Origin of the sequence: Actinocorallia longicatena (genome assembly GCF_039534125.1) — a bacterium.
Lineage (GTDB): Bacteria > Actinomycetota > Actinomycetes > Streptosporangiales > Streptosporangiaceae > Actinocorallia > Actinocorallia longicatena.
The window spans coordinates 634,833-647,346 of sequence record NZ_BAAAUV010000001.1 but is presented as its reverse complement, the minus strand read 5'-3'; the positions used below and the strand labels follow the sequence as shown (position 1 = coordinate 647,346).

Below are 12,514 nucleotides of genomic sequence, written 5' to 3'. Positions count from 1 at the left end.
AGCGGCATGAGCAGGTCGTGCGGGGACGGCCGCTGCGCGGGCCCCTTGCCGAGGGCGTCCGCGACCTGGTCGCGGACGGGCGCGGCGAGCGAGCCGAGGTTCGGATCGGCGTGCAGGATCCGGCCGACCACGGTGGGGATGCTGTCGGTGCCGAAGGGCGGCACGCCCGTCGCGGCGAACACGATCGTCGACGCCCAGGCCCAGACGTCGGCGGGGGTGCCGAGCGCCATCCCCCTGATCTGCTCGGGGGCCATGTAGGCAGGGGTACCGATCACTCCGCTCGGCACGGTGCTGGAGGCGGCCGTGTCGAGGGCCTTGGCGATCCCGAAGTCGATCACCCGGGGGCCGTCCGGGCCGAGGATCACGTTGTGCGGCTTGAAGTCCCGGTGGACGACCCCGGCGGTGTGGATCGCCGCGAGGGCCGTCAGGGTGCCGATGGCCAGGCGTTCCAGCGCTCCGCCGCTCATCACCCCGTCGGCCGTCACGTACTCGGCGAGCGACGGCCCCGGGATGTACTCGCTGACGATGTAGGGCCGGTCGCCCTCGAGGTCGGCGTCGAGGACCTGCACGGTGCAGAACCGGGCGACCCGCTTGGTGGCCGCCGCCTCGCGGACGAAGCGCTGCCGCGCCATCCCGTCGAGATGGGCGCTCAGCAGCTTGACGGCCACCGTCTCGAGGTTCGGGCCCGTACCGAGGTACACCACCCCCTGGCCGCCCTCGCCCAGGCGGCCCGTCAGCCGGTACCCGCCGATCGAGGCGGGATCTCCTGGCTGCAGCGGTGCGACCTCAGGCATGCGACGGCTCCTTCCCGTTCACTCTGCCCGGTTCGACGCGCTCGTAAGGCCTCCGGTTGGACCCGTGACCCGACGGTTATCGGAAATCGATCAGTAGCGTGCCCCGGAGACCGCGTCGGCGAGGGTGGCGAGGCGGGCCAGGTCGTCCCCGGTGAGCTTGAGCTCCGCCGCGGCGGCGTTCTGCTCCAGGTAGGTGCTGCGCTTGGTGCCGGGGATCGGGACGATGTCGTCGCCGCGCGAGTGGACCCAGGCGAGGGCGACCTGGCCGGGGAGGACCTCGTGGGCGGCGGCGACCTCGCGGATCACCTCGACCAGCGACTGGTTGGCGTCGGCGTTCTCGGCCCTGAAGCGCGGGTTGCTCGCCCGGAAGTCGCCCTTGCCGAAGGTGGCGTCCGCGCCGAGCGATCCGGTCAGGAAGCCCCGGCCGAGCGGGGAGAACGGCACGATCCCGATGCCGAGGCGGCGCGCGGCGGGCAGCACCTCGTCCTCGATGCCGCGCGTCCACAGCGAGTACTCCGACTGGATCGCGCTGATCGGGTGCACCGCGTGGGCCCGCTCGAGCTGCTCGGCGGTGGTCTCCGAGACGCCCAGGTAGCGGACCTTGCCCTCGGCCACCAGCTCGGCCATGGCCCCGATCGTGTCCTCGATCGGGGTGGCCGGGTCGACCCGGTGCAGGTAATAGAGGTCGATGTGGTCGGTCCGCAGCCGCTTCAGCGAGGCCTCGCAGGCCTGCTTCACATAGGCGGGGGCGGCGCCGAGGGTGAACTTCGAGCTCTGCTCCGGGTTGATGTCCTGGATGCCGCACTTCGTGGCGATCTGCACCTCGTCGCGCCGGCCGTCGAGCGCGTACCCGAGCAGCTTCTCGTTCGCCCCGAACCCGTAGATCCCGGTCGCCCCGTAGATGTCGGCGGTGTCCAGCAGTGTCACCCCCAGCTCGATCGCCCGGTGCAGCGTGGCGATCGAGGTCGTGTCATCCGCCGGCCCGTAGGACTGGCTCATCCCCATACAGCCGAGGCCCTGAGCGGAAACGGTGAGGCCCTGGCTTCCCAGCGTGACCTTGTGCATGACTGAACCCCCAGATATCGGTCGGACTCGCGGGACCAGCCTAGATCTTGGAGCGCACTCCCAGTCCAGCGGTCATCTGGCCGAAGGTGACGCCCGCCGCGAGGGCCAGGCCGACGGTGACGGCCTGGCCGATGGCCTGGACGCCCGGAGCGGTGTCGCCGTGGCTGAGGTGCAGCATCCCCTGGTAGATCACGTAGCCGGGGGCCATCGGCGCGATCCCGGCGACGACCGTCAGGGGGCCGGGGAGACCGGCGAACCGGTCGAGGAGGCGGGCGTAGATCCCGATGACGACCGAGGCCAGCGCCGCCGCGATCGTCATGGGGACGTCCAGGTGCTGCCAGAGCACGAGGAACAGGCCCCAGCCGAGCGCCCCGGAGCCGAACGCGGTGACCAGGCCCGAGGCCCTGGCCTGGAAGCACAGGGCCAGGCAGGCGCAGACCATCCCGGCGGCGGCGAGCTGGAGCGGGAGCTGGGACCAGCCGCCGAGGTCGAGCCCGCCCGGCTGGACCTGGGGGACCCGCAGCCCCATCCGGACGGCCGGGTAGAGCACCGCGCCGACCCCCGCCACCAGGGCGGCGGTGACGAGTGCGGCGTCGAAGGTGCGGGCGGCGGCCGTCACGAGGTAGCCCTCGATGGCGTCCTGGACGCCGCCGGTGAAGGCGAGCCCCGGCAGCATCACCGCGATGCCCCCCGCGACGATCAGGGCCGCCTGGCCGGTCACCCCGGCCAGGAACAGCCCGGTCGCCATGGCCGTGGCCGCGGCCCCGCTGAGGACGGCCCGGTGGAAGACCGGGACCCCGCGGGCCGACAGCCACCGGTTGGCCCGGTCGACCACGGCGGCGGCGAGGCAGGCCGCGACGAAGACGACCCAGCCGCCGCGCAGGATCACGGTGAAGAATCCCGAGAGGGCCGCCCACGCGACGGTCTCGGTCCAGGCGGGGTAGAGCGGGCCCTCGCGGTCGAGGTCGTCGAGCCTGCGCAGCGCGGACCCGAGCGGGACCCGGCCGGCCTCGACGTCGTCCAGGAAGCCGTGCACCCGCTGGATCCGGTCGTAGGAGACCGAGGCGCCCCGGATGATCCGCAGTTCGGTCATCGGCGCGGACCTGGGCCCGCTGCGGTGGGAGAGGTACAGGGCCGTGAGGGTCACGTCGACGAGGCAGTCGCGCAGGCCCAGCGCCTCGGTGATCCTGCGGGTGGTCGCGACGGTGTCGGCGGCCGACGCGCCGCTGCGCAACAGCATCTCCCCGGCACGCGAGGCGACCAGCAGGATCTGGGCGACGTCCGCCTCGGTCGTCCTGCCGCGGAACTTTCGCAGGTTACCCGCCGGTGCCGGTTGCGCCCGCGAGGCGGGACCTTGACCATGCACATTGTGCCGCGACAAGAACACTCCGTAATGAAATACTGGTCGGAATCAGCTTTTGGAACGCCCGATTTTAGTCCGTACCCGGACGAGCTCATCGCGCTGCGACGTGATCTCCACGCCGAACCCGAGATCGGGCTGGCGCTCCCCAGGACGCAGGAGAAGGTCCTCGCCGCCCTGGAGGGCCTGCCCCTGCGGATCACCACCGGCAGGGCGCTGAGCTCGGTCGTGGCCGTCCTGGAGGGCGGTCCGGGACCGGTCGTGCTCCTGCGCGCGGACATGGACGCCCTTCCGGTCACCGAGACGGCCGAGATCCCCTTCGCCTCCCGCTTCCACGGGATCATGCACGCCTGCGGGCACGATCTGCACACCGCGATGCTCGTGGGCGCGGCCCGGCTGCTGAGCGCCCGCGATCTGCCCGGGACGGTCGTGTTCATGTTCCAGCCGGGCGAGGAGCAGGACCACGGGGCCCGGCTGATGCTGGCCGAGGGGGTCCTGGACGCCGCGGGGCGCCGCCCGGTCGCCGCCTACGCCCTCCACGTGTTCGGCTCGCTGCTCCCCGCGGGCCGGGTGACGACCAGGGGCGGGCCGATGCTGGCGGCCTCGGATTCCCTCTCGGTGACCGTCCGCGGGCGGGGCGGCCATGGCTCGATGCCCCACCACGCCCTCGATCCCGTGCCGGCGGCCTGCGAGATGGTGACCGCCCTGCAGACCTTCGTCACCCGCTCCTTCGACGTCTTCGATCCGGTGGTCGTGACCGTCGGGCGCTTCAACGCAGGGACGGCCGTCAACGTCATCCCGGCCGAGGCCCGCTTCGAGGCGACGATCCGGAGCTTCTCCCCGCGGGCCAGGGCCAGGGCGACGGCGGGCGTGGTCCATCTGCTGGAGAACATCGCCGCCGCCCACCACCTGACGGTCGACGCGAGGATCGCCCCCGGCTACCCCGTCACGGAGAACGACCCGGCGGAGGCCGCCCTGCTCGGCGAGACCGTCGAGCGGACCCTGGGCGACGGCCGGTTCGAGACCCTGGCCAGGCCCTATCCGGGGTCGGAGGACTTCTCCTACGTGCTGGGAGACGTGCCCGGCGCCCTGGCGGCGATCGGCGGCTGCCCGCCCGGCAGGGACCCGCTGACGGCCCCCGCCAACCACAGCGCCGACGTGGCCTACGACGAGGACGTCATCGCCGACGGCGCCGCCCTCTACACGGCCCTGGCGCTCAGGCGGATGTCCGCGCGGTCTCCCGCCGCATCCGCAGCCCGTCCAGGATGAGGCCGGCCGCCAGGCACGCCCCGACCCCCTCACCGGCCCGCAACCGCAGGTCCAGCAGCGGTTCCAGGCCCAGTTCGCGCAGGACGAGCCCGTGGGCGCGCTCGCGGCTGCGCTGACCGGCGACCAGATGGGCGACCACCCCGGGCGAGCGCCGGACGGCCGCCAGCGCCGCCACCGACGTGGCCAGGCCGTCCAGGACCACGATCCCGCCGGCCTCGGCGGTGCCGAGGACCACCCCGGCCAGGAAGGCGAACTCGGGCCCCCCGCAGACCGCGAGGGGATCGGCCCGGCCGTCCAGCCGGGCCAGGGCGGCCTCGACGACCTCGCGCTTGCGGTCGAGCATCGCCGAGTCCGCGCCCGCGCCGAGGCCCACGGTGTCGGCGGCGGGCAGGCCCAGGAGGGCGGCGGCCAGGGCCGCGGCCGGGGTGGTGTTGCCGATGCCGACCTCGCCGAGGGCCACCAGGCCCGCCGGGGCCAGGCCGAGGCCCGTCGCCCGGCCGCGCTCCACGAGGGCGGCGGCGGAGGCGGGCGTCAGGGCGTCGCGGGTGAGCAGGTCGCCGTCGCCGGTGCCGGTGTCGACCGCGTGGAGGTCCAGCCCCGCGGCGCGGGCGGCCGTCGCCGACTGGGAGGTCCCCTCGCGGGCGGCGGCCAGGACGTCCCCGGTGACCGAGGGCGGGTAGGCCGAGACGCCGTGCCGGGTGACCGGGTGCGCGGCGGCGGCCAGCACCAGGGTGCCTCCGGCCGCCCCCTCGGGCCGGACGGCGAGGATCCGGTCCAGCACGGTGTCCAGGACCCCGAGCGAGGTCGGGACGGTCAGCAGGTCGTCACCGGAGTCGCGGGCGGTCACCACGGCCCGCTGGTCGGGGGCCGCCAGCCGTGAGGGCGGCGGGGGAGGGGCGCTCCCCGGCCAGGAGTCGGTGAAGACGACCTCGCTGAGCGGGGCCCGCCGGGACCAGCCGCGCCGCTGGAGGCCGGGCTCGGGCGGCCGCTCGTCGGGCCAGCCCAGGCAGAGCCAGCCGAGGGTCACCACCCCGTCGGGCAGGCCGAGCAGGGCGGCCAGCTCCTCGGGCCGGAACAGGGTGACCCAGCCCAGGCCGAGTCCCTCCGCCCGGGCCGCCAGCCACAGGTTCTGGATGGCGCACGCGCACGACCAGAGATCGGCGTCGGGGAAGGTGGCCCGGCCCAGCACCCCGGTCGCCGGGGTCCTGCGGTCGCAGCAGACCACCACGCCCAGCGGGGCGGCCCGGATCCCCTCCAGGCTGAGATCGCGGAGCTGGCGGCCGGACTCCTCGTCCATCAGGTCGGCCTGGGCCAGCTTCTCCCGCTCGGCCATCAGCGCCGCGGCGTCGCGCCGGGCGGCGTCCCGGACGACGAGGAACCGCCACGGCTGGCTGTGCCCGACGGACGGGGCGGCGTGCGCGGCGGCCAGGACCCGCTCGAGGGTCTCGGGCGGTACCGGGTCGGGGCGGAAGCGGCGGATGTCGCGCCGGGCCCCGACGACGTCGTAGAAGGCCTCGCGGGCGGGGCCGGGGAAGGCCCACGCGGCCGGGTCGGCCGCCCGTTCAGCGGCGGCCGAGGCGTCCCCGATCAGGGGGACCGGCCGGGGATAGGGGCTGCTGAGAGGCGACACCATACGAACATAAGCCCACCGGGGTACGGACCGGACAGGCGTGAGGGCCCGGCGCACCGCGCGGCACCGGGCCCCTCAGGGGAGACGGATCCTCAGGGAGGACGGTTCAGAAGAACCGGCCGCGCCTGCGTCGGGTCGTGGTGCGGCCCGAGGCGGTCCGCGGCTGCACGCCCGTGAGCACCGCCACACCGACCGCGGCGATGATCAGCGCGAAAACGAACGCCACGGCCCTTCCGGAGCCCATGGCGTCGGCGATGAACCCGCCGAGCAGGGCACCGGCGATGCCGACCAGGACGGTCATGATCACGCCGATGGGGTTGCGGCCGGGAACGATCAGCCGGGCGAGGACGCCGATCACGGCGCCGATGAGGATGAACCAGACGACGGTTGCGAGTGTCATTGCGACGACCACCCCTCTCAAGTCGTCTCGGATGTGCCCGATGTACGGGAACTAAACATCATGAACATGGATCCGGTGGGGCTGGGCACCGTTCCGTACATGACGAAGCGCATTTTGATCGTTGGCGGCGGATATGTCGGTCTCTATACGGCCCTGAAGCTCCAGCGGAAGCTCAGAGGCCCGCTCAAGCGCGGTGAATACAAGATCACAGTGGTCGAACCCGAGTCCTACATGACCTACCAGCCGTTCCTGCCGGAGGCCGCGGCCGGGAACCTGGAGCCCCGCCACGTGGTCGTGCCGCTGCGGAAGGTCCTGAAGCGCTGCGAGGTGATCACCGGCCGGGTGACCGGCATCGAACAGGCCGCGAAGACGGCCACGGTCCAGGTGACGGCCACGGAGTTCCGCGAGATCTCCTACGAGGTCCTCGTGGTGGCCGTCGGCTCGATCTCCCGGACCCTGCCGATCCCGGGCCTGGCCGAGCACGGGGTGGGGTTCAAGACCGTCGAAGAGGCCATTCTGCTGCGCAACCAGGTGCTCGGCCATCTCGACCGGGCCGCGGCCACCCTTGATCCCGAGGAGCGGCGGCGCTCCCTGACCTTCGTGGTCGTCGGCGGCGGTTTCGCGGGCGTCGAGGCGCTCGCCGAGATGGAGGACATGACCAAGGACGCCCTCAAGCTCTATCCGGAGCTGACGGACAAGCCCCGCTGGGTCATGGTCGAGGCCACGGAGAAGATCCTGCCCGAGGTGGGCCCCGAACTGGGCGTCTACACCGTGGAACGGCTGCGCGAGCGCGGCATCGAGGTCTACCTGAACACCCGGCTCGAATCCGCCGAGAAGTGCCACATCGTGCTGAGCAACGGCGAGTCCTTCGACGCCGCCACCCTCGTCTGGACCGCGGGCGTCAAGCCCCACCCCCTGCTCCAGAAGACCGATCTCCCCCTGGACGACAAGGGCCGCCTCAAGGCGACCGCCGAGCTGACCGTCGAGGGCCACCCTCTGGTCTTCGCGGCGGGGGACAACGCCGCCGTGCCCGATCTCACCAAGCCGGGCGAGTTCACCGCGCCCAACGCCCAGCACGCCGTCCGGCAGGCGAGCACCCTGGCCGGCAATGTGCACGCCGCCCTCCACGGCAAGGGGCTGAAGCCCTACAAGCACGCCTACGCGGGCTCCGTGGCCAGCCTGGGGCTGCACAAGGGCGTCGCCCAGATCTACGGGGTCAAGCTGCGCGGGCTGCCCGCCTGGCTGATGCACCGGACCTACCACCTGTCGCGGGTGCCGACCTTCAACCGCAAGGTCAGGGTCGCCCTTGACTGGACCCTCGCGCTGTTCTTCCGGCGCGATCTCGTCGCTCTGGGCGCCCTCCAGCATCCCTACGAGGAGTTCGAACTCGCCACGGGTCAGAGAAAAGCCTCATGATCGGCGAATAGGTTCGGGGGAGCGGGTACCGCGGATACCGTGGACCCCGTGCTTTCCGATGAGATCGCGGTCGAGGTCGTCCGGCTCGGCCTGGTACGCGAGTGGTCGACGGCCCGCGCGCTGCGGCGGCTCACCGAGCTGTCGGCCCGCGCGGTCCCCGGCTGCGCCGGAGCCACCTGCTCCCGCTGGAGCCTCGACGGCCATCTGGACACCGAGCAGCGCGCCGCGAGCCATCCCGAGCTGGCCGAGCTCATCGACGTCCAGCTCGACCACGCCGAGGGCCCGCTGCTGGACGCCGTCCGCACCCGCAGGACCGTCCGCTCGGAGGACACGCTCACCGAGACCCGCTGGCCGCGCTACTGCGCCGCGATGCTCCGGCGGGGGGTCCGGTCGTTCCACACCACGGTCTACGAGCGCGACGACACGATCATCACCCTGACGCTCTACGCCGTCCAGCCGGGCGTCCTCGACCCGGCGGAGACCTCGATGGGCGCCCTGCTGGCGGCGATCGGCGGCACCGCGATCGCCAACACCGAGCACTACGGCGGCGTCCAGAGGACCGTCGTCCAGTTGCAGAACGCAGTAGAGTCAAGGGCGATCGTCGACCAGGCCAAGGGCATCCTGATGAACCGTTTCGGCTACGACGCCGACCGGGCGTTCCAGGAACTGCGCCGGATCTCCCAGACCCGGCACGTGAAGCTCACCGTCCTGGCCCGGCGTATCGTTGCGGGACAGACACCGGCGTCTGATTAGCTCCGGGCAGTCCCCCCGTAAGACCCGCAGAACAGCCGACGCACCACCGGAGCCCGTATTGCCAGAACCGTCCGCGCAGGATTCCGTCCTGCGTGAGATCATCGAGCTCGAGACCCGGATCGGCGAGCTGCGCCAGGCCGCCGCGGTGCCCGCGACCGACCTCAAGGCCACGCTCGACGCCGCGCTCCTCGAGCTCGATCTCGCGCTCACCTCGCTGCGCCTGCTGGGCGGCGGCCGGGCGACGGGTGACGGCGGCGTCGCCTCCGACGAGGAGCGCCGCGTCCTGCGGACCCTGTTCCAGGCGGCCCCGGTTCCGCTGTTCCTGCTCGACAGGGAGGGCGACGTCCGGCGGGTCAACGCCCAGGCGGCCCAGCTCCTGGGCACCTCCTCGGGGTACGTCGCGGGCCGTCCCTTCTCGGTGTTCTGCGACCTGAAGACCAGGGCCGCGCTCCGCTCCCAGCTGGCCGCCGTGGTCAGGACCGGTGAGCGCGCCGAGGTCGAGGTGCGGTTCCTGTCGGGCAAGAAGCCGGTCGACGCCGTGGTGACCCTGGTCTCGGCCGAGGCCAAGGACGGCATGGACGCCCTGGTCGTGGCCGCCGCGCTGCCCAAGGGCGGCAAGCTGCCGGTGCCGGGCTACACCGAGGAGGGCGACGCCGCCGTCGCGGCCGTCCTGCACCGGATGGACGTCCTGGCCATGGCCACCGAGCTCCTGCTGGACGAGCCGGTGTTCAACGAGGCCGTCGCGGTCCGGCGCTGCGCCCGGCTGCTGGCCAACGAGCTGGCCGACTGGGCGTTCGTGGACGTCCTCGACGGGACGGAGCTCCGCCGCCAGGTGGCGTTCGGGCCGCCCGCCGACCGTCCCGTGGCCCATCTCGTCGAGGGGCTGGAGCCGGGCCCGGTGGCCCGTGAGGTCCATCAGAGCCGGCAGTCGACGCTCCACCCGCACGTCGAGGACCTGAGCCTGCTGGGCAAGACCGCCGAGGGGATCTCGGTCTGCGCGATGCTCGGGGCGACCTCCGTGCTGTGCGTGCCGATCGAGGACGGCCAGAACTGCCTGGGCGTGATCACCCTGGCGTCCGGGGCGGACTCGGGCTACTTCGACCTCACCGACCTGGGCGTCGTCCAGCGCGTCGCCCGGCATCTCGCGCTGGTGATCCGCGCCGCCCGGATGTACCGGCGCAGCGCGGAGGTCAACCAGGCCCTCCAGACCAGCCTGCTGCCCCGGGCGCTGCCCGAGGTGCCCGGCGCCAGGGTCGCCGCCAAGTACGTGGCGGCCACGCGGGGCGTCGAGGTCGGCGGCGACTTCTACGACGTGTTCAAGGCCAAGGACGGCTGGGGCCTCGTGCTCGGCGACGTCTGCGGCAAGGGCGAGGAGGCCGCGGCCGTCACGGCGGCGGCCCGGCACGGGATCCGGCAGCTCGGCCGCTGGAAGGCCGAGCCCGGCGAGGTCCTCAGCATGATCAACGAGACCCTTCTCGAAGAGGAGCGGTACGTCACCGGGGTTTACGCGGTGCTGACCGAGGCCAACGAGCTCCGGGTGGCCACGGCGGGTCATCCGCCGATCATCGTGATCAAGGCCGACGGCATGGTCCGCACCACCGAGGGCGGCGGCGTCCCGCTCGGCCTGTTCGAGGACTTCGAACCCGCGGCCGAGTCGGTGCTCCTCGAGGAGGGCGACACCCTCCTGCTCCACTCCGACGGCGTCCTCGACGCCTGCGACGACATGCGCCAGCGCTTCGGCGAGGAACGGCTCATGGAGGTCCTCGCCGGCCAGGCCACCGCCCCCCTCCCCGAACTCCTCGCCGCCATCGAGCGCGCCCTCCTGGACTTCTGCGGCGACGACATGGGCGACGACGTCTCGATGCTCGCCCTCCGCGTCCTGCCCCAGACCCTCGACTAGGGGCTGTTTCAAAGTCAACTGCCCTACTGCGCGGCGCCCAGGCACGCACCTCGCGAGGTTGTCGTCGGTCGCCGACCCAACCAGGTCGACTCCCTCCTCCGCCCCCGCGAGGCACGCACCTGGACGCCGCTCGCCACGGGCGCCGACTTTGAAACAGCCCCTAGCTCCCGCCCGGCCTGACAGAGCCGTCAGACCTGACATAGTCCGGCGGAGGTGACGAGGTGCCGTCGCCGCGCTGTCGCCTTCCGCCGCCCTGAGGGACCGTGTGATCGCGACCTCCCCAGGACGAAGGGCAAGAAGATGAGCGTTCTCACCATCGGCGGCGACCTCAAGGTCAACCGGATCGGCTTCGGCGCGATGCGCCTGGGCGACGGGGAGGTCTGGCGGGGCCCCGCGGACCGGGACCGGGCGATCGCGCTGCTGCGCCGGGCCGTGGACCTCGGCGTCAACCTGATCGACACCGCCGACGCCTACGCGCTCGGCGCCAACGAGGAGCTGATCGCCGAGGCGCTCCACCCGTACGCCGGCGACCTCGTGATCGTCACCAAGGCGGGAGTGGCCAGGCCGGGACCGTCGGCGGCCGAATGGATCCCGCTCGGCCGTCCCGAGTACCTGCGCCAGCAGGCCGAGCTCAGTCTCCGCCGGCTGCGCCTCGACCGGATCGACCTGTTCCTGCTGCACCGCATCGATCCGGCCGTCCCGCTCGAGGACCAGATCGGCGCCCTGGAGCAGCTGCGGGCCGAGGGGAAGGTGCGGCACATCGGGCTGTCGGAGGCGACCGAGGCGGACCTGGCCAGGGCCCGGGAGGTCGCTCCGATCAGCGCCGTGCAGAACCTGTACAACCTGTCGGCCCGCCACCACGAGCCCGTCCTGGACGCGGCCGACGCCGCCGGGATCGCGTTCATGCCGTTCTTCCCCATCGCCACAGGTGAGCACGCCAGGGCCGGGGGAGCGCTCGCGGAGGTCGCGGCGGAGCTCGGAGCCACCCCGGCGCAGACCGCGCTGGCCTGGCTGCTGCGCCGCTCCGCCGGATACCCGGCCAGCGAAACGAGATCGGCGCGGCCGGCGGCGAGGTCGGTGAGCCACACCTGCGGCGGCGCGCCGGGGTCCGCCCAGATCGTCAGGAGATCCATGGGGAGCGGGCCCAGGAGGACGGGGATCCGCAGCACCGGAACGCCACCGGCCGGACGGCTCAGCCCACGCAGCAGGGCGGCGAGCCGCTCGGCCGGGCGGGGCCCGGAGCCGAACCGGGCCGCGGTCTCGCCCGTGGGGTGGACCCGGAGGCCGCCGCCCGCCCTGACCAAGAACGGGATCCCCCGGCGGGCGAGCGCGCCGAGCAGGACGGGAACGTCGAGATGGGGCGCGGAGGCGACGACGGGCCGTTCGGGACGGGCCTCCTCGACGAGGGCGATCGCGCAGTCGGTGATGCTCTCCCGGCCGAGATGGCCGGGCACCCCGACCTTGCGGCGCAGCTCCGGATCGTCCTCCCACCGGTCTGGCAGGGCGAGCCGCCAGCCGATGGGGAAGCCGCGGGTGCCGTCGGCCGTCCACAGAGACATCGCGTGCTGGTGGTTGAGGCCCCGTCCAGGCACGGGACGACGTCGGAGACGACCCCCACCGACTGGTCGCCCTCCTTCTCGACGACCATCGGCGCCAGCACCAGGGCGGACGGCCCGAGCTCGCTCTCCACCCGCCGCGCCAGCGCCTTCATCAGCGGCCGCCAGTCCCAGGTGGACTTGGCCACGAAGTGGTGCAGGCTCTGCTCCACCGCCGAGCCGCCGGTCAGCGCGGCGATGTTCCGGATCGACCGGCGGCCCTCGACCTCGAGGAGCCCCTGGACGTAGAGCGCCGCCGCCCTGCGCTGGTCACTGCGCGGCAGCAGGGCGAACAGCGGTGCGCACAGATCGGCGGCGGCGGTGCCGAACAC

Annotated in this window: 9 protein-coding genes and 3 pseudogenes; 5 read left to right on the top strand and 7 right to left on the bottom strand. The window is 73.0% G+C overall.

The genetic code is table 11. The features are described 5' to 3' along the window. The 3 genes from ABD785_RS02905 to ABD785_RS02895 form a co-directional block, all read right to left on the bottom strand. A partial coding sequence (locus ABD785_RS02905; protein ID WP_344821764.1) for a serine/threonine-protein kinase occupies positions 1 to 794 on the bottom strand: 794 nt, incomplete at its 3' end. Positions 795 to 884: 90 nt separating this feature from the next. Continuing rightward, entirely contained in the window at positions 885 to 1,859 is a 975-nt protein-coding gene (locus ABD785_RS02900; protein ID WP_344821762.1) for an aldo/keto reductase, read from the bottom strand. 40 nt (positions 1,860 to 1,899) lie between these two features. Further along, on the bottom strand, positions 1,900 to 3,240 hold the full coding sequence (locus ABD785_RS02895) for a threonine/serine exporter family protein (RefSeq protein ID WP_344821760.1): 1,341 nt from the start codon (positions 3,238 to 3,240) through the stop codon (positions 1,900 to 1,902). A 12-nt stretch (positions 3,241 to 3,252) separates the two neighbouring features. On the opposite strand from ABD785_RS02895, the gene ABD785_RS02890 reads away from it, so the two are divergent. After that, on the top strand, positions 3,253 to 4,488 hold the full coding sequence (locus ABD785_RS02890; protein WP_344821758.1) for a M20 metallopeptidase family protein: 1,236 nt from the start codon (positions 3,253 to 3,255) through the stop codon (positions 4,486 to 4,488). Here ABD785_RS02890 and bluB read toward each other — a convergent pair. Both bluB and ABD785_RS02880 read right to left on the bottom strand, forming a co-directional pair. Then, complete coding sequence (gene bluB / locus ABD785_RS02885; RefSeq protein WP_344821756.1) at positions 4,436 to 6,118, bottom strand: 5,6-dimethylbenzimidazole synthase; 1,683 nt, start codon at positions 6,116 to 6,118, stop codon at positions 4,436 to 4,438. The genes ABD785_RS02890 and bluB overlap by 53 nt on opposite strands. 106 nt (positions 6,119 to 6,224) lie before the next feature. After that, complete coding sequence (locus tag ABD785_RS02880) at positions 6,225 to 6,518, bottom strand: GlsB/YeaQ/YmgE family stress response membrane protein (protein ID WP_344821754.1); 294 nt, start codon at positions 6,516 to 6,518, stop codon at positions 6,225 to 6,227. A 99-nt stretch (positions 6,519 to 6,617) separates the two neighbouring features. On the opposite strand from ABD785_RS02880, the gene ABD785_RS02875 reads away from it, so the two are divergent. From ABD785_RS02875 to ABD785_RS02860, 4 genes and pseudogenes are all read left to right on the top strand, one after another. Continuing rightward, entirely contained in the window at positions 6,618 to 7,934 is a 1,317-nt protein-coding gene (locus ABD785_RS02875) for an NAD(P)/FAD-dependent oxidoreductase (RefSeq protein WP_344821752.1), read from the top strand. 48 nt (positions 7,935 to 7,982) lie between these two features. Continuing rightward, entirely contained in the window at positions 7,983 to 8,687 is a 705-nt protein-coding gene (locus ABD785_RS02870; RefSeq protein ID WP_344821750.1) for a GAF and ANTAR domain-containing protein, read from the top strand. A gap of 58 nt (positions 8,688 to 8,745) precedes the next feature. Then, positions 8,746 to 10,587 carry a SpoIIE family protein phosphatase gene (locus ABD785_RS02865; protein WP_344821748.1) on the top strand — a complete coding sequence of 614 codons (1,842 nt, stop codon included), beginning with the start codon at positions 8,746 to 8,748 and terminating at the stop codon, positions 10,585 to 10,587. Between the two features lie 300 nt (positions 10,588 to 10,887). After that, positions 10,888 to 11,556 (top strand): annotated as a pseudogene (locus ABD785_RS02860) (aldo/keto reductase); the annotation flags it as partial. A gap of 344 nt (positions 11,557 to 11,900) precedes the next feature. Here ABD785_RS02860 and ABD785_RS02855 read toward each other — a convergent pair. Further along, positions 11,901 to 12,146 (bottom strand): annotated as a pseudogene (locus tag ABD785_RS02855) (hypothetical protein); the annotation flags it as partial. A 107-nt stretch (positions 12,147 to 12,253) separates the two neighbouring features. Continuing rightward, positions 12,254 to 12,514, bottom strand: a pseudogene (locus ABD785_RS41270) (transposase); the annotation flags it as partial.

Bases quoted from the DNA above. Each gene is read 5' to 3' on its own strand.
- ABD785_RS02900 (WP_344821762.1), bottom strand. From the start codon at position 1,859: ATGCACAAGGTCACGCTGGGAAGCCAGGGCCTCACCGTTTCCGCTCAG.
- ABD785_RS02890 (WP_344821758.1), top strand. From the start codon at position 3,253: ATGAAATACTGGTCGGAATCAGCTTTTGGAACGCCCGATTTTAGTCCG.
- ABD785_RS02880 (WP_344821754.1), bottom strand. From the start codon at position 6,518: ATGACACTCGCAACCGTCGTCTGGTTCATCCTCATCGGCGCCGTGATC.
- ABD785_RS02875 (WP_344821752.1), top strand. From the start codon at position 6,618: ATGACGAAGCGCATTTTGATCGTTGGCGGCGGATATGTCGGTCTCTAT.